Here is a 25,601-nt window from a genome sequence, read left to right as displayed (position 1 = left end):
TACTGGTGAACTATCAAATCGCACTCAAATTCTACTCATTATTTTAATTTATCTATTTTTTATCTTATTTACTAAGCAATTATTGTTTTTACAAATAATAGGATTAATGGAAAAACCATAAAACATAAGCATCTATTCCACCCCCGTTTTCTAAAACACAAAAAAAGCCGTCCTCAATAAAGGACGGCCTTATGGCTATATGTTTTGACCTTAACAGATCAGCTTACGATAATTAAAGCACTATACCAGGGACATCAGATTTCTCTTTCAGTTTCAGGTTCATTGCACAAACGGCTGCTGCTCCCATAATGGCGACATCGTTCATTTCAGATTTTTCTACTATCAGATTATCCACCACCCTCTTGTATGGGAAAGTATGAAGTACCTCCCACATGGCATCAGAGAAAAACGGATAGGCATCTTTAATAGAGCCTCCTATGAAGATAGCCTCTGGTGCTACTATATGGAGTAAATACTTAAATAAATGCCCCAGATGTAGTCCAAATTGCTTAAAAATACCCTTAGAAACGGCATGTCCATCTAAAGCTTTTTGAAACACCACATTTCCATCAAGACCAAATTCTCTTGTGAAGAACTTGCCACTACAGTAGTGCTCATAGTTATGCAGCATATAAGGAATTGCTCCTACTTCACCCGCCGCTGACATGATGCCGCTATGCAGTTGTTCATTAAATACAAAACCCATACCCAGGCCTGTTCCTAATGTTACTCCTGCTATACTATTATATTTATTGCCTTTGCCATAAATCTTCTCACCTACCACAAAGCAATTAGCATCATTAGCCAGAAATACCTCTATGCCAAAGTGCTCACTCACTTCCTTAGCCAGGTGCACTTCATCCCAAGAAGGAATATTTACTAAATCATATATTATGCCCTGTTTAGCGTCTAATAAGCCCGGAACTCCTATTCCTATCCCTTGCACCTCATGTCCGGCTTTTATGTTCTCAATACCATCGAGCAGAGCCTTAATCACCACTTCCTTAGCTTCTTGTGCTGGTGTGGCAACCTTTAATTTTTTAATTAATTGTCCGGCTTCTACCAAACCAATATTGATGCTAGTCCCCCCTATATCAACTCCAACAAGTGTCTTATTTGACATATTTTTATTTTTTACCAGTAAAATTCAAAAACCTCAGGCACTGTTCCATCCTCATTAAATTGTGTTTTGAAGATATATTTCAATTACCTAAAAAGCAAATTATTTTTGTGCGCGCACACACTGCAAATCTAAAAAAAATTAATAATTATCAATTCAATTATTTTAATCCTACTTTATGACCTTTAATTGCAAAAAAGCAAATATAAGCATAGCATGGCAATAATACTACATAGGCTATCTGACTATTAAACATATCAGAAAAAGTACCATAAATTAATGGTAAAATGGCTCCCCCAGATATGGCCATTACTAAAAGTGCTGAACCACGAGCGGTGAATTTACCTAGTTTATATATCGCTAAAGGAAATATTGCAGGCCACATCAGTGAATTAGCTAATCCTAACAAAGCAATACAGGCTACTGAAGCATAACCAGTAGTTACTAATGCTCCTACAGAGAATACCAGACCTAAAATAGCACAAATAGCCAAAGCTTTTGCTTGAGAAATATACTTAGGAATAGTAAAAATTCCTACTATATACCCTAATAGCATACAAGCTAGTGTTATTTGCGTGAAATATCTTGCTACCGAAAGGGAGATATCTAAAGACTTACCATAACTGATAATAGTATCACCGGCTACTACCTCCACTCCTACATATAAAAACAGTGCTAACACGCCTAATAATAAATGTGGGAATTGTAATATACTGCTTTTAGAAGTATCTGCAGCGTTATCAGGTACAGCCTCTTCATCGTCCTCTTCACCTTGTATTTCAGGTAATGAAGACATCCATATCACTACTGCAAGCACAGCTAACACTGCGGCAATAATGTAATAAGGTACTATCACTCTTGAAGCTAATTCATCTAGCGTAGCAGCCTGCTCCACCGCGTTCATTGAAGCCAATGATGCTTCTATTGCATCCACATCACTTAAAGTAATAAATCCAAAAATCAGCCCAGCCAAAATACCTGCTATTTTGTTAGATATACCCATAATACTCATTCTGGTAGCAGCACTCTCTGATGGACCAATGATAGAAACATATGGATTTACCGCTGTTTGTAGCAACGCTAGTCCTGTCCCTATTATAAATAGGCCTACCAAAAATAAGTCAAAACTCCGTACCGTAGCGGCGGGCACAAATATAATGGCACCTATAGCCATCACTACTAATGACAATGACATCCCCTTTTTTATAACCTACCTTACCCAGTAAATAAGATGAAGGCAGCGCCATTAAAGTATAAGCTATATAAAAAGCGGTGGCCACTAAATACGATTGAATTTCTGTCTCTAGCTGACAGGCAATTTGTAAATAAGGAATTAAAGTTCCGTTTACCCATGTTGCAAACCCTATGGTAAAAAACAGTGTGCCTATTATGCACATGGACATGAAAAAGTTTCCTTTGTTTTCTGACATAATTAACTATTTAACTTTCATTATTCTTTATTTGGAAAACAGGTAGTAGCCGCAGTTTATTTTATTGGAACTGAGCAGGTATAGACTTAGGCCTATTCTCTGGTGCTACTCCCCACTCTTTAGAAGGCGTATTACCCATTTCTATAACTAATTCACCCCCCTGAGCAAGGTCTGAGTAGGCTATTGATGAGTTCAAATATGCTTTGCCGTTCAATGATATGTTCTGTATATATTTATTTTCGGCACTATTATTTTTTACTTCAATATGTAAGGTTGTTCCATCCATATCAAGTGTAGCTTCTTGTACCAGCGGGCTTCCTAATACCAGCTGACCATTAGAAGGACTCACCTGATAAAAGCCAAGTGCAGACATTACATACCAGGCAGACATTTGCCCCACATCTTCATTACCACAGATACCGTCTGGCTTTGTAGTGTATAAACTATCCATGATGTAGCGCACCTTATCAGCCGTTTTCCAAGGTTTACCTACATAGTTATATAAATAGGTTACGTGGTGACTCGGCTCATTTCCATGAGCATACTGACCAATCAGGCCTGATATGTCTGGCGAAGCCTCCTCGCCCATGTCTCCTTCTACTATAAACAGACTGTCCAGCTTTTCTTCAAATGCCACTTCACTACCAAATAACTCAATAAGTCCTTCTACATCATGAGGTACTAACCAGGTATATTGCCATCCGTTACCTTCAGTATAATCGCCCCACATATGGGTAGATTTAAATGGACTGAAAGGGGTGCGGAAGCTTCCATCAGCCATAACAGCTCGCATAAAACCGGTTTCTTTATCAAAATATCTTTCATAAGCGTGTGCCCGCTTATTGTAATATTCATAATCTTCATCCTTACCTAAAGACTTGGCAAGTTGAGCAATACTTCTATCTGCCAGGCAATATTCCAGGGCTTTAGCTACTGATTCTTTCACAGAATCTGCAGGTATATAGCCTCTTTCTTTAATGAATTTCATTCCGTAATCATCACGCATAGAAGAAGCTTTCATTGCCTCCAGAGCGAGCTCTCCGTCTACATCAAAGCCTTTGAAATAAGCATCTGCCACTACTGGTATGCCCGGGTAGCCTACCATACAGTCTGTCTCATTACCTACCAAATGCCAGATAGGCAATTTCCCTTGCTGCTCATAAATTTTCAGGAAGCTTTTAACAAAATCTTCTACCTTATCTTTTTGCGTAAGCGTAAAAAGTGGGTGCGCTGCACGATAGGTATCCCAAAGAGAGTAAGTGGTATAGTTGGTAAAAGTGGTATCCTTATAAGTTTTAGCATCAGCCCCTCTATACTCACCATTTACATCACTAAAAATAGATGGCGCCACCATGGTATGATATAATGAAGTATAAAAAATCTTCATCTGTTCTTCTGTAGGCAGCTTCACTTTTACTTTAGACAATTCCTTATTCCAGGCCTCTCCAGCAGCAGTGGCCACCTGATCGAAATCCCAGGCAGGAATTTCTGCTTCTAAATTTTCCTGAGCATTTTCTACACTCACCGCAGAAACACCAGTTTTAATGGTCACTTCTCCTTCTGGTAATTCATCAAAAACAATGGCCGCTTTTAACCTCTCTCCTTCTAAGGATTTTATTTCCTCCAGATTTCCATCCTTATCTGTAACTATCTTGCTAACTGGAGCAGAAAACTGCATATAAAAATATATTTTCTGGTCTACCGCCCATCCTTTTGAGTAACGGTAGCCTTTTATGGTTTTATCGTCTATTTGCTCTATGTAAGTCTTCTCGGGTCTGTCCCAGCCAATTCCTCTTTCCAGGTCAATAATTACATTATAAGGACCTTCTTTCTCATATTTATAATGCTGCATTCCCGCCCTTGTAGTAGCAGTAAGCTCAGCTTTCACATCATATTTATCAATCCAAACGCTGTAGTATCCAGGCCTTACCGTTTCATCTTCATGATTGTAAAACCCTACATAACCTTCTGCCTGAGTAGAATCTTTTATTGATCCTCGATTTAAATTCACATCTCCACTGGTAGGCATCAATAATATATCACCAAGATCTCCAATACCTGTACCGCTAAGGTGAGTATGCGCAAAACCAATTACTGTAGTATCGCTATAATGATAGCCAGAGCACCAATCCCAACCTTCAGTAAGGTTTGTAGGTCCTAACTGTACTGCACCAAAAGGAACATTAGCCCCCATAAAAACATGGCCATGAAAACCTGTACCAATATATTGATCTACATATTGAGTATAGTTTTGAGAGGTTTCATCTGCCCTGGTTGATGTTTCCTGAGTTTCTTTCTGACAGCTGCTTATAAAAAATACTACGGCAGCAAGTAATAAAAATCTGTTCATGAATTTCACCTTATTTTATCATGCTTGTTTTTGAAAGAAGCTTTAGTAAAGGTTCCAAAAGCTTTAAGTGCTGTAGACTTTACTAATGACTTGCAATTTGTTTCGCTAAAGTTATACTAATAATTTTACAAGTAAAGGATAAAATCATTATTTTTAAGCTTTGTGTACGCAAACACAGAAGAATATTTTGCGTTATTAAAAAAATCAATGCTAAAAAATGGGCATTCTTTGAGCTCAGCACATATTTTCTCATCTTTAGAGGATTAATGAAGTTGCACTCAAAGTTTTTTAGAATTTTATTTATACATTTGAGTAATGTGTGCGCACACATATACTTTACATCAAGCTTATCTATTCGGCATGACTTTAAAAAAGATTAAATTACAACTCATTTTACCGTTACTCACCTTTATAATGGTCTTCTCCTGGCAAGCCCAGGCACAAGACTTACAAGAGCTCAATTCCGATTGGAAGTGCGCTCCCATAAAAGAGGTCAGTGATAGCGGAGAAAAATTATCAGAGAGTAGTTATGACGTCAGTTCATGGCTGCCAGCCACCGTTCCGGGTACAGTACTTACTACCCTGTTAAACAATAAAAAGGTACCCGATCCTTTTTATGGCATGAATAACCTGGACATCCCAGATATTTACGAGACTGGCAGAGATCATTACACCTACTGGTTTGTAAACGATTTTGAAGTTTCTACCAAAAAAGAATGAACAGGTATGGTTAAACTTCAGAGGTATTAACTACAGCTGTGAGATATTCTTAAATGGCAAAAAAGTGAATGATGAGCCTTACGAAGGCATGTTTTTAAGACAATCTTTTAACATCACTTCATTATTAAAAGATAAAGAGAAAAACAGATTAGCTGTAATTGTGTATCCTCCTGATCATGTGGGTAACCCTAATGGCGGACAAGGTGGTGATGGTATTATTGCCAAAAATGTGAGCCATCAGTACGTAGCTGGCTGGGACTGGATACAACCTATCAGAGACCGAAACACCGGTATTTGGGATAAAGTAACCATTGAAAAAACAGGATCTGTAAACCTGAAAAATCCACACGTTATCACACGTGTACCAGGAATAAGAGATAATGATGCAGAAATTCAGCCTGATGCCTTTTTGGAGGTAGCAGCAGAGTTAGAAAACCCTACTAAAAAAGCTGTAGAAGGAACCTTATCTTATGAGCTAAATGGTGAGACAGTAAGTAAAGATGTTTCCATAAAAGCGAACAGCACCACCAAAGTACAACTCCCAGAATTTACGCTTAAAAACCCTAAATTATGGTGGCCTCACATGTATGGTCCTCAAAACCTCTATGATCTGAAACTTACCTTCAAGGAGAAGAAACAAGGCGTTTCTGATGAGGAAAGCTTAAAATTCGGGGTTCGTGAAATTACCAGAAAATGGAATGAGCATACTAACAGTATGCAAATCATGGTTAACGGAAAGAAAATATTTATTAAAGGTGGTAACTGGATTATTTCTGATGCCATGCTTCGCTTTACACCAGAAAGATATGATGCTGAAATAAGATTTCACCGAGACATGAACCTCAACCTAATCAGAATTTGGGGAGGTGCGCTTACCGAAAGGCCTGAGTTTTACGAAGCTTGTGATAAATATGGATTATTAGTAATTCAGGATTTCTGGATCTCTGCTGACTGTAATGGTAAATGGGTGGACCCTATGAAGCTGGAAGATCAGTGGACCAGAAGAAAATACCCTGATGATCATAACCTTTTCGTAGAATCTGCTCGTGATATGGTGAAAATGATTAGAAATCACCCTTCATTAGCTATTTACTGTGGTGGTAATGAACTTACCCCTCCTATGGATATTATGGATGCTCTTCAAAATGACATTCTTCCTGAAGAGGATGGAACAAGATGGTTCATCACCTATTCAAATTCAGACAGTATGTCTTTTAACTTCCTTGGAGGAAACGGAGATGGCCCTTATACTATTCAAAATACAGATGTATTCTGGAATCATAAAACATGGCCTTTTAACTCAGAAGTAGGTTCTGTAGGCGTTGGAGATATCCAATCACTCAAGAGATTTATTCCTGAAGAAAACCTAGTACCCCCTACTTTTAATGACTCTACGGTAGATAAAGTATGGGACTATCATAAATATATTGGATACGAACACCACATCAGACCTTATGGCGATGCTAAAGATGCAAAAGACTTTGGTAAAAAGGCTCAGTTAGTGAACTACAACCAGTACAGAGCACTTATGGAAGGCTTCAGCTCTCACATGTGGGATTGGTATACTGGTACTATCATCTGGAAGACTCAAAACCCATGGACAGCCATGAGAGGTCAAATGTATGACTATTACCTGGATCCTAATGCCTGCCTTTATGGACTCAGAAAAGGAAGTGAGCCTCTACATGTAATGTATAATCATACTGACGGTATGGTGATGGCTGTAAACAATACATTTGACACTTACCATAACCTCATGCTTCGTGTAGAAACTGTAGATATGGAAGGTAACAAAAAATTATTTACTCAGGTAATTGTTGGTATTGAGCCTTCATCTAGTAAAAAGTATCTTTCTGTAAAAAGGTATCTTGATAAAGTTGCAAAAGAGAATGGCATATTCCTTAGACTACAATTGCTAGACATGGACCAGCAGCCTGTAGCAGAAAACTTCTACTGGGTGCCTGATGCACAAGGCGAATACAGCGGTATTAAAAAGCTGGCTAGCACTTCTGTAACTGCTCAAGCAAAAAAATCTAAAAAGGGCAAAATTGAAGTGACTTTAAGTCAAAATGCCGATCAGCCGGTAGCCTTCTTCAATAGAATTTCTGTAGTAGATAAGGAAACGGGTAAAAGAATATTACCAGTGTTCTATGATGACAATTATGTATCAGTAATAGCAGAAGAAAGTAAAACTATAACCATAGATTATGACCCTGCCAATACTGATTTAAGCAATGCCGAAATAACCATTGAAGGCTGGAATGTAAGCACTAAGCACATCCAGATTCAATAAACCAATAATTTATATGGGGCTGTCTCAAAAGTAACTTTTAAGCTAGTTACTTCTTTAGGGTACAGCCCCATATTTTTTAATCCTCTACCCTCTTATGTTCATCCCAAGAACATATATATTTCCTCTCATTTAACTTCTCTTATTTAGGTAATAGCCACTTCACCTATTCAATTAAAGGTTCAAAACACGCCATTTCAGCAAATAAAAAAAACGGAATATTACCCATAAAACCGTATTTATTAAGAATATAATTTAATGTTTCACCATTATTACATATCAAATCTCGATTAAGTAAAATTTTCCCTGTGAGGGAATTTTTGCAATTTTAAATAATTCATATTTATTTGATTTTCAGTTATTTAACTAAATGGCATTAGCGTTGTCAGCTGATCATTAAATAATTACAACCAACAAATTGCAGAAATAACATGCACACTATCCTAGTCGTAGATGATTTTGCCAGCATAAGGCAAGTAGTAGCGGAAACCTTACATCGGCATGGGTTCAAAACGGAAGAGGCTCGTGATGGTAACGATGCACTAGAAAAACTAAAAAACGGCTCTTTAGAAATAGACTTAATTTTGTCAGACTTCAATATGCCCAACCTTGATGGGCTTGGACTACTTCGAGCCGTTAAAGGAGATCCCAAACTCAAAAAATATCCATTTATACTCCTTACCAGTGAGCAAGACACTGAAAAGAAAAGATTAGCCAAAGAAGCCGGTTTAGATGCCTGGATTCAAAAGCCCTATAAGATTGAAAACTTCATAGGCATGATCAACTATACCATCAACAAAAAATAAATTTCATGTCTAAGCACGATGAAGTATTTAGAGAAGAAGCGCTTGAGCAGCTGGAAATAGCAGAGCAGGCTCTCCTTTCATTTGAAAGGACCTTTGACCTTCAACACATCGAAGAAGCTTTTAGGGCACTACATACCTTCAAGGGAGCGGCTCATATTTTCTCGCTCAAAGAGCTAGGTGATTTTGCTCACCTAATTGAATATGTGCTAGACGGTATACGAAATAAAGTTATCCATAATGAACCTGGTATAACTACTAAAACACTGAACTATCTGGATCATCTGAGAAAGATGATGAATGAATCCGGGCAGTTCACAAAAACAAAAAAGCATAAAGAAATACTGGCTGAGGTGAACACCATAGCCAATCATGTAATTAAAACTCTTCAACAAAACGATCAGGAAAAAGAGGAAGCTTTGCTAGAAGCTTATATAGATCAGGAAGATCAGGAAAATATAAGTACCTATTATGTTGCCCTTCATCCGATAGAGCCTATCAACTCAGAATCCTTCCATCCTATATTCAATATTTTTGAAGAGCTGGCCGATAAAGCTACTTTGGAAATAGTAGCCGGAAAAGAAGAAAGTAACGAAGAACTTATTTCACATTGGGATCTCTATATTTCTGGTCAGATCACTAAAGATGATATTTCAGCTGAATTTCTCTTCATTGAGGAAGAAGTGACTATCTCTATTCATAAAGTAGCCAATTTTAACCTCTTCAAAGAGCTGGGTTTTGACGAACTACTTAAGGTACTTAAAAAGATACCTACTGAGCAGAAGTTAGAAGAAATAACACAATATGTAAGTTCACTAAAAGACACTTTTGCCCCTGAAGACAGTAAGCCAACCTCTGATAAAAAGCAAAAAAAGGCCAGTAGCCTAAGGGTATCCACAGAGAAGATTGATGATTTGATGAACCTGGTTAGTGAGTTGGTTACAGACCAGGCCTCTTTACAGTTAGTAGCATCACAATCGGGCAATCCTCACTTGGAAGCTTTGGCTGAAAATATCAATCGCCATATTCAACAACTAAGAGACATATCCTTTGATATGACCCTGGTTCCTGTAGAGCGAATGACAGGCAAGTTTCACCGTATGGTAAGAGACTGTGCCGTAGCTATGGATAAGGAGGTAGACTTTATAGTTAAGGGTGAGCAAACTGAGCTAGATAAAACCTTTATAGAAACGCTATCAGATCCTATTATGCACATGCTTAGAAACTGTGTAGATCATGGTATTGAAACAGCTGAAGAGCGCACCGCCCAAGGCAAGCAAGCCAAAGGAACTATCATATTCGATGCCTTTTATTCTGGCACAAAAGTACAGATAGACATTATAGATGATGGCAAAGGCCTCTCCATCTCAGCCATTAAAAATAAGGCCGTAGAAAAAGGATTGATTAGTGCGGACGCCACTTTAACGGATCAAGAGGTATTCCAATTAATCTTTGTGCCCGGTTTTTCTACCGCTCAAAATGTAACTGATGTCTCCGGGCGTGGCGTAGGCATGGATGTGGTGAAGAAAAATATTGAATCAATACACGGCTCTATAGACATACATTCTAAAGAAGGACAGGGTACTACATTCACCATTAAGGTGCCATTAACGCTATCCATTATAGATGGCCTTTTGGTTAAAGCAGATGACACTCACTTTATAGTTCCCTTATCTATGGTGCACAAATGCTATGAAGTGCCGTATGCTTCACTGGCTAATAATGTAAGCAAATGGATCACGGTAGATGATGAGCCACATCCCTTTATCAATGTTCGTAAAGAAATGACCCTAAACAATACAGCTATGCCTGTAAATGGTATGGGCATAAATATTCAGGGTAGAGAAAGAAGCATCATTCTGGTAGTAGATGAAATTATAGGCAATTATCAAACTGTACTTAAGCCTATCAGCGACTACTATAAGGATCAGGATTTTATATCAGGAGCCACCATTTTGGGCGATGGATCGATAGCCCTGGTGCTGGATATCAACAAGTTAATAGAACAGGAAAAACTAACTAATATGCTAGATGAACAATGAAACAACAGCTACAAAACAAATGAAAGCTTATTTAACCTTTAAGCTGAACCATGAAGTGTTTGCGCTGGGGGTAGATAAGGTGGTAGAAATTATGGAGGTTCCCAGGATTACGAAGGTTCCTAAGGCTCCAGACTACATGAAAGGAGTTATTAACCTTAGAGGTCAGGTTTTGCCGGTTATTGATACGCGCATCAAGTTCGGTCTTGCTCCTATAGAACTGGGTAAAGACCACTGCATCATAGTTATAAATATGATTATTGATGATAAAACTATGTATTTCGGTGCTTTGGTAGACCAGGTGCTGGAGGTATTGGAAATGGATGAAGAGACCATGCTCCCTACTCCTAATGTAAACTCTAAGTATGATATGCGCTTCATACAAGGACTATTAAAAGAAGGAGATGACTTTGTAATGGTACTTGATATAGACCATACTTTTTCGATTGAAGAGATTGAAGCCATTAAAGAAAACAACCAGGATCAATAAAGGATTTGACCATCCCATTGCATCACATTCAACATTTATTTTTTAAGAAAGACAATAATGAAAGGATCAAGATTTACTACTAATCAGCGTATCGTCGGTATATTCGCATTTGTACTGTTGATATCCGTTTCCGGCGCTGTTTTCAATAGTTTTCAAACTCAGAGTTTGAAGGCTGAGATAGAGAAAATATATAATGATAATCTATTGAGTATTGATTACTTGATAGAAGCAGACAGAGATGCTTACCAATCAAGCATAGCAGTGGCACAAGCCCTATCTAAAAACATTCAGGATGATAATGTGAAATTTAACACTGCCCTTAATGAAATTGCAGAAAACGTAGATCAGGTAGAAGAAAGATATACTCAGTTTTATAAAATATCTGCTTTTACTAAAAATGATCAATACAATCAATACGATGTGTATGATGAGAATTTCAGAAGAGAGCACAAAAGTGGGACATCATGTCTGATCGTTTGGTTAGCATGCTGCAAAATGGGCAGTTTGTGGAAGCCAATGACTTATATTATGGAGACTATATGGCCTCTTTTGAGCCAATGAGATCTGCTATGGATAAGTATACTGACCTGAGCTTGCAGGCATCTGAAGAATCTTACGAATCTAGTATTTCCCTGAGCGAAAGTATATTCCGTAACTCTATGATCATTGTGGTGCTGGTAATGATTCTGATTGTGGCTGGTGGTCTTTTCTTGAAAAACAGTATTTCAAAACCTTTAAACGAAGCCGCTCAAATTGTAGAAAAGATTTCTAACGGAGATTTAAGAATTACCATAGACAGAAATAGCTACAACCCTAAAGATCAAATAGGCTTCTTGTTATTGAAAAATGGATGATATGGCCCAAAGCCAGCGAAAAGTAATCTGGACTGTAAAAAGAGGTGCTGAATATATCAATAAAGCCAGTGTGGAATTGAGTTCAGCTGCAGGTCAGCTATCAGAAGGCGCTTCTATGCAGGCTAGCTCTGTAGAAGAAGTATCATCTTCAATGGAAGAAATGACTTCTAACATTATGCAGAACACTGACAATGCTCGTGAAACAGAAAAAATTGCTAAAAAATCTAATGAGCAAGTAGCACAGTCTAACGATGCAGTTATTGAAACTGTAGATTCTATGAACTTAATTGTTAAGAAAAACTCTATTATAGGAGAAATAGCACGTCAGACTAACTTACTAGCGCTTAACGCTGCAGTAGAAGCTGCCCGAGCTGGTGAACATGGAAAAGGATTTGCTGTAGTAGCGGCTGAAATCAGAAAGCTGGCAGAAAGGAGTCAGAATGCAGCTAAGGAAATAGATGAGATTTCTAACTCAAGCGAAAAAATAGCCCGTACTGCTGGTGAAATGCTAAGCAAGCTAGTACCTGAAATAGAAAAAACTACTAACCTGGTTGCTGAGATCAGCTCGGCCAGTATGGAGCAAAATGAAGGTGCTAACCAGATTAATGTGGCTATCCAACAGCTTAACTCAGTAGTGCAGCAAAATGCGGCTAGTGCAGAACAGTTAGCCTCTAACTCAGAAGAGCTTAATAACCAGTCTGACACACTTAGAGAAGCCATAGCGTTCTTTAACCTGGGCAATACTCAAGAGTTAGATCACAGTCAGAACATATTCACAAGTCATAAAAATGTATCATCACCTAAGCCCAGAGCTAAGGCACCCACTAAGCCAGTAAAAGGTAAAGGCTTTGATTTGGTAATGGATGATTCTTCAGACAGTTTAGACAGTGGTTTTGAAAAGTATTAATTATTAAAATATTCCCGGTATTGTGGAGCAATCGACAATATCGGGATTTTTATCACTTTATATGAATGCTACTATTTCCCACCCAACCAATATAAAAATGAACATGAGCGAGTTTAATAAACTCAGCAAATTCATTTATGATCATTATGGCATTAACCTTCCTGTAGCCAAAAAGGTATTGTTAGAAAGTCGCCTACAAAAACATCTAAGAAAGATAGGCATTCCTACCTTCAAGAAATACATAGAGCGTGTGTGTAATGATAAAGAGCACGAAGAAGTGGTGTATATGATCAACCTCGTCTCTACTAATAAAACAGATTTTTTCAGGGAAAAATCACACTTCGACTATATGAGAAGTATTATCCTACCTAAATCAGTGGCAGATGGCGAACGGGATGTGAAAATATCGGAGCGCGGCCAGCTCCAGCGGAGAAGAAGCTTACACCCTCGCTATGACCATGGAGGAGTTCAATTTACAATCAGATAAAAAGCTACATTACTCCATTATAGCGTCAGATATAAGCACCGATGTACTTAAGACCGGCCAAATGGCTATCTATGATGAAAGCCGAATATCAACAGTGCCTATTGATCTCAAAAGAAGATATTTCCTAAGAAGCAAAATCAAGACAGAGAGTAAAGTTCGCCTGGTTAAAAATATAAGAGATAAGGTGAATTTCAGTCGGTTCAACCTTATGGATGAGCGCTACCCTACCCATGAAAGCTTCGACATCATATTTTGCAGGAATGTACTCATATACTTTGACAAAGACACACAAGAGAAAGTAGTAAGCAAATTAACCCAATGCCTAAAAACAGGCGGCTACCTATTTTTAGGCCATTCAGAATCTATAATGGGCATGAATCTGCCCCTAGTACAGCGTATACATACGGGGTATCAGAAAATGCGATAATTAAGCGGCTTACCTATGAATATTAGGTTTAGTTGAATAACCTATCCAAGTCAACTTATGCCACAGCGCTTCTAAAGGTCCATGCTTATGCCGGTTATCCCAATAGCTGCAAAAGATGATGAATACCACAGACAGCACTATACCGATAATAAGGCTATAGGTAGCTCCCGTATGCTCATATAAGCCTAGACCGAATCCGTAATAAATAAAAGATCCTATGATTGACTGAAGCACATAGTTAGTCAAACTCATTTTGCCTATGGGTGTAATGATATTCAAAAGCTTATGGAATAATTTAGAATGGAAAAGCAAAATAAATAAGGATACCATTGAAAACATAAAGGCCAGGTTAGTCCATGGTTGGGTAATTTGAACTAATGATGCTCTAATAGCAGCCGATGTAAATAATCCTTCCATATTTTTAGTGATCACAAATAATGGCATAAAAAGCAAGGCTGAAATCAGCAACATGTTTAACCAATATCTTTTATTATCAGCATTCCACTCAAACCTATTTTTACGGCCCATTAAATAGCCAATAATGAATAAGGCTAGTATTTGAAAATATCGTCCATTTTCATAATTCCAAAGTAGTACCGCCCTTCTTCCATTGAACAGATTTCCTTTCAAAGTCGTCCATAAGGAGTCGTCAGTTATGTATCCACTCATCTTACCAAAATAAGTCCAGGAAGTAGGATTGGCTAGCTCCATATCAGGATTTTGAATAGCTATAACTAACTGAAACAATTCTAACGGCTGTAATAATAGAATGGCAGCTATTACCACTAACACTTGGCTTTTTAGTTTAGCCAGAGGAATCATAAAAAGGCCTATAACTGCATAAATCATCAAAATATCACCTTGAAAAAAGGCTGAATTAATGATACCGAATATTAAAAGCAAGAACATCCTCCAGGCAAAGCGAGGCCTAAAATCATTACCCTTTTTCTGTTGATTATTAATCTGTATAAAAAAAGTGAGTCCAAACAGCAGGGCGAAAATGGCAAATGATTTACCTCCAAAAAGAAAAAATAAGGTATCCCAAATAACGGAATCTATCTTTACCATCCATGCCGGCAAAGATTCAGGTGTATGGTAGAAATCAAAGTGCTCAATATTGTGGAGCAACATAATGGATATAATAGCAAAACCTCTAAGGGCGTCTACTACATGAAAGCGTTTACTCATAATTCAAAAAGTAATGATTCTGCAAAAAATTATACGCTAAGGCAAATCCTCAAACGCCACCAGAACATCACTATCTATTATGCTTTTAACGCAGGCTGAAATTACGCATTATTAACAATAACTTACGTTAAAACTTTATTATACAATAATAAATATTTGACTCCCTTTCATTTTACGATAATAATTAAAGCTTTTATTTCAGAACGACTAAAATCATAAATTATATTTTTTCATTCTTTAATATTATTTATTTAAATTAAAGAATTATTAACCTAAATCCTATTTTATGAAAAGAATCAATTATTCATTCCTAATTATCTGCTATATCACTATTTTACTTTTTCTCCTGCTCTGACCCATATCGTGAAGAATTAAATAGTGATGTTATGACAAATAATTCCTCGTCAAAATCAAATAATATCATTTTATCAACAACCTGCGACATAATTGGAAACTCAAAGGCCTGTCCCAGTACAACAAATTATTATAATTATGAAGGTTCATCTTCTTCAAGTACAGTCACATGGAGTGTAACTAGTGGGGATATTAGCATTATAAGTGGACAGGGAACAACTCATGCTCAATTTAGCTTTGGAAGTAATTTTGAATCCGGTATAATATCTGCCTATGGAGAAGGGCAAGAAACATGTTCTGTATCAAAAACAATATTAAAAGAAGAAGATGGCACATTCAATGATGCATGTAATATCACTCAATCAATTGAGTACAAACCCCATGGGCCTAATCGCCATACATTTTCTGTCCCTTGTCATACAGGAGTAAGCTACAGTTGGAATATTTACTGGGAAATAATCTATATGGCACCGCTAGTGGTTGTTCTGTAACATATGGCATAGTTTGTGACGAAGAAATGACCTTTGAGGTAACCGCAATTTATACCAATGAATGTGGAATAGAGCAACAGTGTACAGATTCTTACACTATGGTTGGAAACGGCTGCACTCCGGCACATCCATCCTTATAAAAGTATAAGCCGTCTCAATCAGAAACTGATTGAGACGGCTTCTTTAATCATAACGAAGTTAGTCCCCTAAGCACATTATTCTTCGTTATCTGAAACAGATAATTAACACCAAAAGTGGCCACTACTATAATAGGCATAATAAGCACCGTGGTCAACGGGTCATGTGTTTTATAACCGAATATCATAGTACCCCAAAATACCAGCGTCCATTGAATAACATACATGGAAGTAACATTTTTACTACAATAGTAGGTAAGGCTAAGAAAGTAATTAGTCTTGGCATTTTTAACGCATAGATGTACCAACCAAAAAACTACCAAATTCAACCCTAAAAGATAGAAAGCTCCTCCTGGGCCTAGGTGGAAAAAGTCTCCAAAATGATAGCTAAAATCATAGTAACAAAGGCCTCCTCCTATTAATAAAAGTATTATTCCCCACGTCAGCATTTTTTTAAATAGAAGATCCTGATCATATTCTAATTCCTTATACCAACGGCCAAAGAACATACCTGCAAACATGAATGACATCCATGGGAAAGCAGGAAAGTAAACATGCCAGCCATCGCTAAACAATAGCTCGCATACATAGTGTAGACCCGTTATTTCTGTTGATACACCGCTGAGTAACCTTGAAGGTATGGCTATGACTAATGCTATTATCAATAAGCCATATTTGTTTTTAACATATCGGTTGGCCAGCCCCATAAAGAACAAGGCTAACCCTGCCAGCTGAAGTATGTCTCCTAAAGATGCCAACCATATGAGCTTACCAGCACTTAATGGTCGAGTCCAGCCATAATCTTGAAGAAAACCTTCTGGCATGGTATGGAAAACTTCAAGAGGCACTATAAACTTGAGAATATTCATCAGGTAGCCTACAGCTAATATTATCAGGCCCCGCTTCATAGACCCTCCAACACTCTGCCTGCTGGAAAGCACAAACGAAACTCCCATAGACACCAGGAACATGGCAGTTCCTTTGCCTAGAAAATGAACAACATGCCCCAAAGTAGAATCTCGCTGGGTTTCTACACTACCATAAACCCAGAGGGTGTGTACAAGTATCATCACTAGCACACTCATTCCCCTTCCAAAATCAATGGCTTTTATTCTTTCATTTTGCTTCGTTTCCATAGGTATTTAGGTTGGTTAGTTGGTTTTCTTTATTTGAAGCAATTGGATTGATAAGTGTTCCGTGAAACTGTAATGCTGCAGCAGGATCTGACAAATCCACCATTTGCTTATTATTTTTGAGCTGCAGTCGGTTAAGACAAGAACGAGCAAAGTCTTCAGCAAAAAGATCATGTTCTGTAAACTTCTGATTGAACTCAGGCCATTCACTTTGATACTCATGAATACAATCAGCTACAGCATTCCAAAAAGCCTCTTCATTACACACGCCATGCTCTTCCATAATAGCACTTAAAAATCTAAAAAAGCAATCAAACACATCCGTAAAAATGGAAAGTAGCCGTACCGAATGAGGCACATCAGCATAGATTCTTTTTACCTCTTCAGGTAGTTCAATCTCATCGCTCAGCACTTGCATTTCTTCAGTTATGTCTTTCATAATGGCTTTTACCGGCACATGATTTTCCATTATCAGAATAATGTTTTCTCCATGCGGCATAAACACGGTATCATATTTATAAAAGCAATGTAATAATGGTTTCAAATAGCATTTTAGATAACTCTTTAACCATTGCTCTACCGATAAACCCGACGCCTTAATTAATTCTGACACTACTGCGGCACCTTCATTATCAACATGCAGTAAGGCTGCCATAGTCATGAGACTTTGCCCCTCTTCAAGTTTATTCATGGGACTTTCGCGCCAAAGTGCGGCCAACATCTTATTGTAGGCATTGGTCTTTCCCAGCTCTTCAAAATACAAATTACGATAGCCCATAGTAGCCACTTCTCCCAACATTTCAAACCCCTGGCTTTTCAGGTATTCATCATTCCCGAAGACTTCCTGAACCCACTCTGTTATGGCCGGAGTGCCGCCCATGTAGTAGGGCGATAGCCCACGCATAAAGCCCATATTGAGTATTGACAATGAGGTTTTTACATAAAATTTATGAGTATTTGAAATATTATATAATGTTCTGATAGACTGCTGTGCGGAATACAAATCTTTACTTTCTCCTAAGTAAACTAGTTTTTCATTAGCTATATCAGGAGAAAAAATGCTGGCTAGCTTGTTAAACCACTGCCACGGATGTACCGGAATAAAGAAATAGTCCGCCGGATTGAGACCTTTGTTAGACAAATGAGCGTTAAAAACATTCACTTGCTCTTCTCCCAGCTCCTGCTCTAACAAAGTTTGATAAGGAAGTTCTTCTACATGCGCGTAATGTGTTCTATCTACATGGCCTGCTAACCAAATAATATTGAACGGAGTATTGGCTTCCGGAGCAAAAACCTTGTAATCTTTAGTATCAAAGCCAATACGTCCATTATTAGCCACAAAGCAAGGATGGCCGGCAGTCATGGCATGTTCTATTTCCTGATACCCGCTATTGATGAGATCGGCTGCTGAAATGCTTTTTTTTTCAAGCATATACGCACTGCCATACAGTGTGCTGGAGATTTCCTCCAAGTAGGTTGGCAGCATTTCTTTCGGAATGCCTAGCTGCTCTTTGAAATCGAGAATAAAGGAAAGACCATCTAAATCCGCTGGCTCGTTATTTAACTTTTTACTAATCGTATTTTCGTCAATAGACCAATGATCGAGGGCCATTTTTTTGGCTTGGAAATAATAAACGACTCCTGGCTTATCTGCACTTAAAGCATAATGATGATTTTCGGAAGCCTCTTTTTGCACCAAATGTGGCTGTAAAATCAGCTCATGTGTAAACTCAGCAATGGCCTTTTTTATAAACATTACATTGGCCTTTTGCCAATTCGCTTGTGAAAGATGACTTACCGCACTCCCTCCATTAAAAGGAATATTTTGATCGTCAGCTTTTGAACTGTTTTTATTAAACTCACCTGCAACTGCACCCTGATAATCATCTTTACTGCAAAAAGCTAAATGTGCAGTTTTGTGGGGCAGGTTCAATTTCTTATCATATTTGAAACCAGCACGACTGTTAAGCTTATGAATCTTTTCATTTCTTATATCAGGCTCCACCACTATTCTGGTAACGCTATTATCATTAAAAATAAAATCCATAATAGTCGTAAACACATACCAAGTGAAATTAGACTTGGGTTGCTGAGCTGGCCCCACCAGTATATGCATGCCACAGTCACCGGGCTTTACTTCATAGTAATCTGCAATCATGTCTTGAGACGGGTCGTATTTTTCTAGCAAAAAAGCCTTTTCTCCATCAAAAGAGCCTATGTAAGCTTGCGTATGTCCATTAATAATTTCAGAATAGGTTTGTTTCACTTCTTCCAAAGATGTGCCTATCATGTCCCAATATCGGGCGTATTCTCTGTTTACACAGTCATGTATAAATGGGCTGTCAGCCTCCAGATCAAAAGGGTGAAGCGTAAATGTGCCATACCCTTCTATGTGTTTAGTAAAAACAGGTTCTTTATTAATATTAGTCTGAGTATTCATAAGATATATTTCTTAAATATGGTTTAGGTTTTACTCACTGCTTATTGAATGCTTTTTGGTGGTAAACACCTCTGATTTAAAAGCCAGCAAGTAGAGAATTAATGTGATAGCAAAGCCGACTGTGGCAGTCCAAAAAGGCATGTAAAGGCCAAAATTATCTACCAGAACACCTACGCTAAATGATGCGATGAGCACTCCCAGGTTCTGAAAAAAATGAATTTTACTATAATCTGTAGCATAAGATTTTGGGGTGCTCAGTTCAAAGAGCAATACATCGAACTTTACCAGTGCCTGGTATATAGCCCACCCGTAAATTAACCGGCCAGCTATTACCACCAATGCCACGCCTGCCCCTTGCAACATGAGTCCGGCTATACCCAACAGTAATGAAGGCAGTATAGCATTCAACGCACTATTGCCGACCTTTTTCTTTTTCTCCAGCCATAGTGCTAATAGCGCCACAAAGCCTGGTATTGCATATATTGTCCCTGAAATAATTTTGCTATCATACTGCGAAATCTGCTCCCAGTACAGTGAGAAAAATGGCCTTATCATATAAGCAAAGCCATATAGCAGCAGGGTGATAATCCCTAGTTTCAATATAAAACCTTTAGGAACCAGGCTACCGGTGTCTGCTTCCTTCTCAGGAGCCTTGTAGCTGGTGTCATACTTAGCGCTTCTTACCAGATAAATGCTCACGAAGATCTGAATAAAATCTCCAGCAGCCATTACCAGAAATATGTATCTGGGATTAAAAGAATCTACTACCAGGCCTCCTAAAATAGCACCGACTATCGCTCCGAAGTGCACTATTACCGAAAGCAGACCCACAGTACTGGTATGGTTCTCTTTCTGCTCCAAACTCATTACGTAAGGATAGATGAGCAAGTAGCTGCCTTTAAAAACTATCATAGAAAGAGAAACTACCCAAAAACTAAACAGCGAGGTAGTCCAAAAACAGTATAAGCATAAAAGTCCCGCTGCCAGCTGTGTCCATGCAAGTAGTTTCAGTTCTGCAATGCGCCGAGCTACATAAGCCCAAAAAGGAAAGGCAAACATCACCGTTAAGCACATGGCGGCTATATAATAACCTACATGCTTGGGATCATCTACACCAAAAGTTCCCTCAAAAAACTGAGGGAAAAATGGGTGCAGCATAGAATCACTGACTACGGAGATCAAAGTCATGCCTATCAGAAAAGAGCGTAACGTCATATAATCAGGCTAGTTCAAAATTAGAAACCGCTTCTTCTTCAGATACCTCAAATTGTTGAAAGGCAATTCTACGCTCTACAGGATAATATTCTTTGCCTGTAATCTCTTTGATAATGTAAGAGTTACGATAGCAAGCCATACCTAAATCCGGAGTGACAAAACCGTGTGTGTGGAGCTCTGCATTTTGAACAAAAATATCAGCGCCACGCTTATCAATAGTATAATTACGATTGACATCATAACGACCTTTCTTATCCCATTTTATCTCCTCTGTTAGGCCATTGATAAACTTAGGCTGTTTATATCCGTATCCGGTGGCCAGCACTAGTCCCTCAGTTTGATGTACAAAAGCCCTTTCCTGCTCTTGCTGATACAATTCCAAATTGAAGTGACCTAAAGAAGCATCATATTCCGCCTGCTTAAGTTCGGTATTGGTTCGCAGGCCTACTTTTATATCAGCCAGTAGCCTTTTATTATATAGCAAATCAAAAATATCACCAATAAGGTTAGTGTTAATGCCTTTATACAAATGCTTTTGATTGCTGATGAGATCATCTCTCTTGGCCGGAGGCAGATTAAAGAAATAGTCTACATACTCAGGAGAAGTCATTTCTAACGTGAGCTTGCTATACTCCAAAGGGAAAAATCTAGGCGAACGGGTTATCCAATTCAACTCATAACCGTAGTGATCAATATCCTGAAGTAAGTCATAATATATTTCTGCCGCACTCTGGCCACTGCCCAGCACCGTAATTGATTTCTTCTGTTGTAAATCCTTTTTATTATCCAGATAATGAGCTGAATGAGTAGCTTTATCCATTATGTTTTCACAACAAGCCGGTATATAAGGAGAAGTACCCGTTCCTAAAACCAGTTTTCGAGCTTTTACCTCTCTATGTTCTCCTGTTTTTGTATGTCTCACGCTCACCACATACCATTGGTTGTCATTATCATAACTCACTCCAACCACCTGATTTGAAAAGTGAACATTACTTAATTGACTGATTACCCATTGACAATATCGGTTATATTCATGGCGTAAAACCAGGAAATTTTCCCGAATATAAAATGAATAAATGCGTCCTTCATTTTTAAGGAAATTCAGAAAACTGAACGGACTGGTAGGATCAGCCAGTGTTACCAGATCAGCCATGAAAGGAATTTGCAAAGTGGTGTCTTGCATCATCATGCCCGGGTGCCAGTTAAACTGATCAGCCTGGTCAAAGAAAATGCCATTAAGTTCTTCTATAGAATGAGTAAGGCTGGCTAACCCCAAGTTAAAAGGGCCCACACCTATGCCTACAAAATCATAAATGCTTTCGTCATTCATTGCAATATTATTAAATGTTTTGGTTAGTTATTTCTAAAGTAATTATGGCCGTGTCTTTCGATATGCTCCACTATCTCTTGCATATCGCTAAGCTCAGTGACCGGGTTAAGCAAAGTGAATTTCAGATATACCTGATCATCAACTTTGGTGCTGGCTATCAAGGCTTTGCCTTCATCAAACATGGCTTTTCTTATATATGTATTCAGAGCACATACATCCACTTTTGTATTAGGTAAAGGGATATACCTAAACACTATAGCACTGATTTCGGGATGGTTAAGCACCTCAAACTTGCCTCTATTTCTGAGCATCAGTGAGGTTCGTTGTGCTAAATCAATCATATCATCAATGTATTGTCCCAAGCGTTGTGTACCCATCGTTCGCAGGCTTACCCACAGCTTGAGGGCATCAAACCGCCGAGTAGTTTGTATGGATTTTTTCACCATATTAGGAATACCTTCTTCCTCCTGTTCTTTGCTATTGAGATAGTCAGCATGGTATTTTATGTAATTGATATAGCTCTTATCTCTCATAAAAAAACCACTAGAGCTAACTGGCTGAAAAAAGGTTTTATGGTAATCAATAGTAGCTGAATCTGACAGCTCTATTCCCTTCAGTTTCTCTTTATGCTTATCGCTAAGGATGAGTCCTCCACCATAAGCAGCATCCACATGAAACCAAAGTTGATAGCGCTCAGCCAGCCCGGCTATTTCTGATAAAGGATCTATAGAACTAAAATCTGTGGTACCAGCAGTGCCCACCACTGCAATAGGAATATTACCCAAGCTTTTCTCTTTGATAATAGCCTCCTCTAATGCATCAGGATCCATTTGGTATTTGTCATTCACCGGAACCGGCACAACTGATCTCTGCCCCAAGCCTAGCAATGCGGCATTCTTCTTCAAACTAAAATGGCTTACTTCTGAGCAGAAGATTCTAAACTTTGTTGCCTCAGCAGGCAGACCATCCAGGTTGGGATCTACCGCATAATTGTTATGAATAAAATGATCGCGAGCCAGCAACAGTCCCATCATATTAGACTGGGTACCTCCACTGGTAAATACACCATCTGCCGCTTGTGGATATCCAATTTTATCAAGCGTCCATTCAATGAGCTTAAGCTCAATAAAAGTACCGCCTGCACTCTGATCCCACGTATCCATAGAGGTGTTGATGGCACTGATAATGACCTCTGCTGCTAAAGTGGGAATAAGTATAGGGCAATTAAGATGAGCTACATACTTTTTGTTATGGAAAGAGACAGCATCATTAAGATACAGCTCTTTAAGCTCCTCCAATACTATCTGCAAAGAATTGCCTTCCTGGTATTCTGCAGGTAGTCTACTGAAACGCTCGCTGATTTGCTCCACGGTGGCTCCGCTGTAGGGAGTAGTGCGTGTTTCCAAGTGATCAATTACTGCATTAATAGTTTGATTAATGCTCTTTTGATAATAAGCTTTATTCTCCGGAAGCTCATTGAATAGGTATTTATATAATTGCTCCGGCTTTTCGCTCTCCATTAGTTGGAGGGCATATTTTTCCTGCAACATAAAATATGTTCTGGTTTAGGTTCACATTATTTTAATAGAAACAATCTATTCTCATCTAAATCTATTTTTATTTAGTTTAAATAAGAATAAAGCAAAGCTATAAGCATATTTCAACAGTCGCAATCGCTAATGCTAGGGTAAATGCATAGCCAATTTTCGCGATCGAACTGCTTAGAAGAAGAATGAAAAAAGCGCTGTAAAAAGTTTTTATGATGACTCTCAATTGATTGGGCAATCAGAAATATAGCTAATACTAGTGATACGGAATACTATAAGTAGCTATATGCAACAAGATTCATTAAGATTTAATAAGCCTATTATTTAATATTAAATTCTTAATTAAATAAAGTAAATAGGGAAAATAATACCTTTTAATTTGATATTACAGGAGAGTGAAAAGAGAAGAAATGACAAGTTCCTTTATCATTTCTCTCTTCTCGGGATTTGGAAACTATTGCCTTTTTTGATACTGATCAATGATCCATTTAGAAACATCATCCAATACCTGAGGCGCAAAGACCTCATCTAATTCCTTTATTTCTGCTGCAGTACATTCCTCGCAGTGCTGATACATGTGATTTAAGCCTGCATACTCTTTTGTAGTAATTAACTTCTTATTTACTTCTTCTGAGAAGTTTTTCAGGTTTTCTCTGGCCGGCACCATAATGTCTTTACTTCCATTCACGGCCAAAACAGGCACCTTAATAAGAGGAAGGTAATCATGCGGTTCATACTTAATCATAAACCTATACCACGGCCTTTTTGCCATATTGCCATAGCGGTAAAGAAAAGATTCTGCCCTGCCTTCATTCAGTTGCATGGCTTTTAGTGTGGCTTCGTCTTCTTTACTTGTCCAGGCTTCCAGAGAAGTTCTTAAACCTGACTCTATATCTTCTTCAGATTCTGATTGATAGACCACCTCAAATAGATCATTATACAAGGACATATACTTAGTAACTAATGAATCTGGCATTTGATGTGACTCTAAAATTGCTCTATTCTGGAGCATCAATATTTCAAAGCCGCTAACTCCTACTCCAGATAAGCTTACCATGAATTTTACATCTCTTTCCTGAGCAGTCACCATAGAGGCTATTGTACCCCCTTCACTATGCCCTATTAATCCTAAATAAGAATGGTCTATGTCATCTCTTTCTTTTAGATAATGAATAACCGCCTTTACATCATCAGAAAAATCACCTGAAGTAGCCTGAGAAAAATCACCCGTAGTTTGGCCTACGCCACGGTCATCTACCCTGATAGAAGCTATCCCTTCCTGCGCTAATGCATCTGCCAGCACTGTAAAGAATTGATGGCCAGAATAAACATAATTTCGATCCTGTCTGCCAGTGCCAGTAATCAATATAGCTAATGGATACTCCTGCATGTTTTTCGGAATATTTAGAGTAGCTCCATATTGCAGTCCCGTAACCTCGCTAGTAAACGTAATACTATCCGAATAATAAGAAAACGGAGGTTTCGGATGCTGAGCAAATGTAATTGGTAAGACCTTATCCACCGCCTTCATGTATAAATCATACTCCTCGCGATAATGTGACCAATGCGTCTGCAAAGAACCGTTTTCATGCTGTTCTATCACTATATCATAACCATAGGTTTCATTTTGAGCTTGCCATCGGAGAGTGCCCATTTTAACAACTTTCATATCCAAAGAATCAATACCTTCTTCAGGAAGCGTAAGAAAAAGTTTATTCTGCCCCTCTTCTACGCTTCCCTGCAATATTTTTCTTGAAGATTTATATTGACTCTGCCATACATTCTGCGAAAAACATGGCGTAATTACCAGTATATAAAGGATATATAATGCTATACAGCGCATGAACAT

22 protein-coding genes are annotated in these 25,601 nt (G+C 38.2%); 11 read left to right on the top strand and 11 right to left on the bottom strand.

What is annotated here, in order from left to right; all coding sequences use genetic code 11:
* Nucleotides 1-232: 232 nt before the first annotated feature.
* The 4 genes from LVD15_RS19225 to LVD15_RS19215 all read right to left on the bottom strand — a co-directional run bounded on the left by LVD15_RS19225 (nucleotide 233) and on the right by LVD15_RS19215 (nucleotide 4,900).
* Complete coding sequence (locus LVD15_RS19225; protein ID WP_233776832.1) at nucleotides 233-1,123, bottom strand: ROK family protein; 891 nt, start codon at nucleotides 1,121-1,123, stop codon at nucleotides 233-235.
* A 157-nt stretch (nucleotides 1,124-1,280) separates the two neighbouring features.
* Nucleotides 1,281-2,315 carry a glucose/galactose MFS transporter gene (gene gluP, locus LVD15_RS19220; RefSeq protein ID WP_306416734.1) on the bottom strand — a complete coding sequence of 345 codons (1,035 nt, stop codon included), beginning with the start codon at nucleotides 2,313-2,315 and terminating at the stop codon, nucleotides 1,281-1,283.
* On the bottom strand, nucleotides 2,242-2,550 hold the full coding sequence (locus LVD15_RS27155; protein ID WP_306416733.1) for a hypothetical protein: 309 nt from the start codon (nucleotides 2,548-2,550) through the stop codon (nucleotides 2,242-2,244). The genes gluP and LVD15_RS27155 overlap by 74 nt, the downstream gene beginning before the upstream one ends.
* A 61-nt stretch (nucleotides 2,551-2,611) precedes the next feature.
* Entirely contained in the window at nucleotides 2,612-4,900 is a 2,289-nt protein-coding gene (locus LVD15_RS19215; RefSeq protein ID WP_233776831.1) for a GH92 family glycosyl hydrolase, read from the bottom strand.
* Between the two features lie 360 nt (nucleotides 4,901-5,260).
* Between LVD15_RS19215 and LVD15_RS19210 the strand changes: the two genes are divergently transcribed.
* From LVD15_RS19210 to LVD15_RS19165, 10 genes are all read left to right on the top strand, one after another.
* Entirely contained in the window at nucleotides 5,261-5,620 is a 360-nt protein-coding gene (locus tag LVD15_RS19210) for a glycosyl hydrolase 2 galactose-binding domain-containing protein (RefSeq protein ID WP_233776830.1), read from the top strand.
* Nucleotides 5,595-7,913, top strand: a complete 2,319-nt coding sequence (locus tag LVD15_RS19205) for a glycoside hydrolase family 2 protein (RefSeq protein ID WP_233776829.1) — start codon at nucleotides 5,595-5,597, stop codon at nucleotides 7,911-7,913. Before LVD15_RS19210 ends, LVD15_RS19205 begins: the two co-directional genes overlap by 26 nt.
* 428 nt (nucleotides 7,914-8,341) lie before the next feature.
* The gene (locus LVD15_RS19200) at nucleotides 8,342-8,716 is read left to right on the top strand and encodes a response regulator (protein ID WP_233776828.1); all 375 of its coding nucleotides are present in this window, start codon (nucleotides 8,342-8,344) and stop codon (nucleotides 8,714-8,716) included.
* 5 nt (nucleotides 8,717-8,721) lie between these two features.
* Nucleotides 8,722-10,755 (top strand): chemotaxis protein CheA, encoded by a 2,034-nt coding sequence (locus tag LVD15_RS19195; protein ID WP_233776827.1) that lies wholly within the window; start codon nucleotides 8,722-8,724, stop codon nucleotides 10,753-10,755.
* On the top strand, nucleotides 10,745-11,242 hold the full coding sequence (locus tag LVD15_RS19190) for a chemotaxis protein CheW (RefSeq protein WP_233776826.1): 498 nt from the start codon (nucleotides 10,745-10,747) through the stop codon (nucleotides 11,240-11,242). Before LVD15_RS19195 ends, LVD15_RS19190 begins: the two co-directional genes overlap by 11 nt.
* 57 nt (nucleotides 11,243-11,299) lie before the next feature.
* Entirely contained in the window at nucleotides 11,300-11,803 is a 504-nt protein-coding gene (locus LVD15_RS19185) for an MCP four helix bundle domain-containing protein (RefSeq protein WP_233776825.1), read from the top strand.
* Nucleotides 11,707-12,096 carry a methyl-accepting chemotaxis protein gene (locus LVD15_RS19180; RefSeq protein WP_233781015.1) on the top strand — a complete coding sequence of 130 codons (390 nt, stop codon included), beginning with the start codon at nucleotides 11,707-11,709 and terminating at the stop codon, nucleotides 12,094-12,096. The genes LVD15_RS19185 and LVD15_RS19180 overlap by 97 nt, the downstream gene beginning before the upstream one ends.
* Nucleotides 12,089-13,003 carry a methyl-accepting chemotaxis protein gene (locus LVD15_RS19175; protein ID WP_233776824.1) on the top strand — a complete coding sequence of 305 codons (915 nt, stop codon included), beginning with the start codon at nucleotides 12,089-12,091 and terminating at the stop codon, nucleotides 13,001-13,003. Before LVD15_RS19180 ends, LVD15_RS19175 begins: the two co-directional genes overlap by 8 nt.
* Nucleotides 13,004-13,106: 103 nt before the next feature.
* The gene (locus LVD15_RS19170; RefSeq protein ID WP_233776823.1) at nucleotides 13,107-13,490 is read left to right on the top strand and encodes a protein-glutamate O-methyltransferase CheR; all 384 of its coding nucleotides are present in this window, start codon (nucleotides 13,107-13,109) and stop codon (nucleotides 13,488-13,490) included.
* Nucleotides 13,462-13,917, top strand: a complete 456-nt coding sequence (locus tag LVD15_RS19165) for a CheR family methyltransferase (RefSeq protein ID WP_233776822.1) — start codon at nucleotides 13,462-13,464, stop codon at nucleotides 13,915-13,917. The genes LVD15_RS19170 and LVD15_RS19165 overlap by 29 nt, the downstream gene beginning before the upstream one ends.
* Before the next feature lie 9 nt (nucleotides 13,918-13,926).
* Here the strand turns inward: LVD15_RS19165 and LVD15_RS19160 are convergent, their stop codons facing one another.
* Nucleotides 13,927-15,105 carry a DUF418 domain-containing protein gene (locus tag LVD15_RS19160; protein ID WP_233776821.1) on the bottom strand — a complete coding sequence of 393 codons (1,179 nt, stop codon included), beginning with the start codon at nucleotides 15,103-15,105 and terminating at the stop codon, nucleotides 13,927-13,929.
* A 386-nt stretch (nucleotides 15,106-15,491) separates the two neighbouring features.
* On the opposite strand from LVD15_RS19160, the gene LVD15_RS19155 reads away from it, so the two are divergent.
* Nucleotides 15,492-15,950 carry a PKD-like domain-containing protein gene (locus LVD15_RS19155; protein WP_233776820.1) on the top strand — a complete coding sequence of 153 codons (459 nt, stop codon included), beginning with the start codon at nucleotides 15,492-15,494 and terminating at the stop codon, nucleotides 15,948-15,950.
* Nucleotides 15,951-16,137: 187 nt separating this feature from the next.
* Here the strand turns inward: LVD15_RS19155 and LVD15_RS19150 are convergent, their stop codons facing one another.
* The 6 genes from LVD15_RS19150 to LVD15_RS19125 form a co-directional block, all read right to left on the bottom strand.
* The gene (locus LVD15_RS19150) at nucleotides 16,138-17,223 is read right to left on the bottom strand and encodes a heparan-alpha-glucosaminide N-acetyltransferase domain-containing protein (protein WP_233776819.1); all 1,086 of its coding nucleotides are present in this window, start codon (nucleotides 17,221-17,223) and stop codon (nucleotides 16,138-16,140) included.
* Nucleotides 17,204-19,660, bottom strand: a complete 2,457-nt coding sequence (locus tag LVD15_RS19145; protein WP_233776818.1) for a GNAT family N-acetyltransferase — start codon at nucleotides 19,658-19,660, stop codon at nucleotides 17,204-17,206. The genes LVD15_RS19150 and LVD15_RS19145 overlap by 20 nt, the downstream gene beginning before the upstream one ends.
* Before the next feature lie 30 nt (nucleotides 19,661-19,690).
* The gene (locus LVD15_RS19140; protein ID WP_233776817.1) at nucleotides 19,691-20,875 is read right to left on the bottom strand and encodes an MFS transporter; all 1,185 of its coding nucleotides are present in this window, start codon (nucleotides 20,873-20,875) and stop codon (nucleotides 19,691-19,693) included.
* Nucleotides 20,876-20,879: 4 nt separating this feature from the next.
* A complete protein-coding gene (locus LVD15_RS19135; protein WP_233776816.1) occupies nucleotides 20,880-22,205 on the bottom strand; it encodes a lysine N(6)-hydroxylase/L-ornithine N(5)-oxygenase family protein in 1,326 nt (441 codons plus the stop codon).
* 23 nt (nucleotides 22,206-22,228) lie between these two features.
* Nucleotides 22,229-23,755 carry a pyridoxal phosphate-dependent decarboxylase family protein gene (locus LVD15_RS19130; RefSeq protein WP_233776815.1) on the bottom strand — a complete coding sequence of 509 codons (1,527 nt, stop codon included), beginning with the start codon at nucleotides 23,753-23,755 and terminating at the stop codon, nucleotides 22,229-22,231.
* Nucleotides 23,756-24,206: 451 nt separating this feature from the next.
* Nucleotides 24,207-25,601, bottom strand: a complete 1,395-nt coding sequence (locus tag LVD15_RS19125) for an alpha/beta hydrolase (protein ID WP_233776814.1) — start codon at nucleotides 25,599-25,601, stop codon at nucleotides 24,207-24,209.

The sequence above is a fragment of the Fulvivirga maritima genome, from assembly GCF_021389955.1.
Taxonomy (GTDB): Bacteria; Bacteroidota; Bacteroidia; order Cytophagales; family Cyclobacteriaceae; genus Fulvivirga; species Fulvivirga maritima.
Note: the sequence above shows the minus strand (reverse complement) of the source record. Positions and strands in the feature narration are given on the sequence as shown.

What these genes read in the sequence shown, in the direction of transcription:
- LVD15_RS19175 (WP_233776824.1), top strand. Translation starts at nt 12,089, where the DNA reads ATGGATGATATGGCCCAAAGCCAGCGAAAAGTAATCTGGACTGTAAAA.
- LVD15_RS19200 (WP_233776828.1), top strand. Translation starts at nt 8,342, where the DNA reads ATGCACACTATCCTAGTCGTAGATGATTTTGCCAGCATAAGGCAAGTA.
- gluP (WP_306416734.1), bottom strand. Translation starts at nt 2,315, where the DNA reads ATGTCATTGTCATTAGTAGTGATGGCTATAGGTGCCATTATATTTGTG.
- LVD15_RS19135 (WP_233776816.1), bottom strand. Translation starts at nt 22,205, where the DNA reads ATGAATGACGAAAGCATTTATGATTTTGTAGGCATAGGTGTGGGCCCT.
- LVD15_RS27155 (WP_306416733.1), bottom strand. Translation starts at nt 2,550, where the DNA reads ATGTCAGAAAACAAAGGAAACTTTTTCATGTCCATGTGCATAATAGGC.
- LVD15_RS19195 (WP_233776827.1), top strand. Translation starts at nt 8,722, where the DNA reads ATGTCTAAGCACGATGAAGTATTTAGAGAAGAAGCGCTTGAGCAGCTG.
- LVD15_RS19155 (WP_233776820.1), top strand. Translation starts at nt 15,492, where the DNA reads ATGACAAATAATTCCTCGTCAAAATCAAATAATATCATTTTATCAACA.
- LVD15_RS19170 (WP_233776823.1), top strand. Translation starts at nt 13,107, where the DNA reads ATGAGCGAGTTTAATAAACTCAGCAAATTCATTTATGATCATTATGGC.
- LVD15_RS19150 (WP_233776819.1), bottom strand. Translation starts at nt 17,223, where the DNA reads ATGGAAACGAAGCAAAATGAAAGAATAAAAGCCATTGATTTTGGAAGG.
- LVD15_RS19160 (WP_233776821.1), bottom strand. Translation starts at nt 15,105, where the DNA reads ATGAGTAAACGCTTTCATGTAGTAGACGCCCTTAGAGGTTTTGCTATT.
- LVD15_RS19125 (WP_233776814.1), bottom strand. Translation starts at nt 25,601, where the DNA reads ATGTTCATGCGCTGTATAGCATTATATATCCTTTATATACTGGTAATT.
- LVD15_RS19210 (WP_233776830.1), top strand. Translation starts at nt 5,261, where the DNA reads ATGACTTTAAAAAAGATTAAATTACAACTCATTTTACCGTTACTCACC.
- LVD15_RS19145 (WP_233776818.1), bottom strand. Translation starts at nt 19,660, where the DNA reads ATGAATACTCAGACTAATATTAATAAAGAACCTGTTTTTACTAAACAC.
- LVD15_RS19165 (WP_233776822.1), top strand. Translation starts at nt 13,462, where the DNA reads ATGGAGGAGTTCAATTTACAATCAGATAAAAAGCTACATTACTCCATT.
- LVD15_RS19215 (WP_233776831.1), bottom strand. Translation starts at nt 4,900, where the DNA reads ATGAACAGATTTTTATTACTTGCTGCCGTAGTATTTTTTATAAGCAGC.
- LVD15_RS19190 (WP_233776826.1), top strand. Translation starts at nt 10,745, where the DNA reads ATGAACAATGAAACAACAGCTACAAAACAAATGAAAGCTTATTTAACC.
- LVD15_RS19140 (WP_233776817.1), bottom strand. Translation starts at nt 20,875, where the DNA reads ATGACGTTACGCTCTTTTCTGATAGGCATGACTTTGATCTCCGTAGTC.
- LVD15_RS19185 (WP_233776825.1), top strand. Translation starts at nt 11,300, where the DNA reads ATGAAAGGATCAAGATTTACTACTAATCAGCGTATCGTCGGTATATTC.
- LVD15_RS19130 (WP_233776815.1), bottom strand. Translation starts at nt 23,755, where the DNA reads ATGTTGCAGGAAAAATATGCCCTCCAACTAATGGAGAGCGAAAAGCCG.
- LVD15_RS19180 (WP_233781015.1), top strand. Translation starts at nt 11,707, where the DNA reads ATGTCTGATCGTTTGGTTAGCATGCTGCAAAATGGGCAGTTTGTGGAA.
- LVD15_RS19225 (WP_233776832.1), bottom strand. Translation starts at nt 1,123, where the DNA reads ATGTCAAATAAGACACTTGTTGGAGTTGATATAGGGGGGACTAGCATC.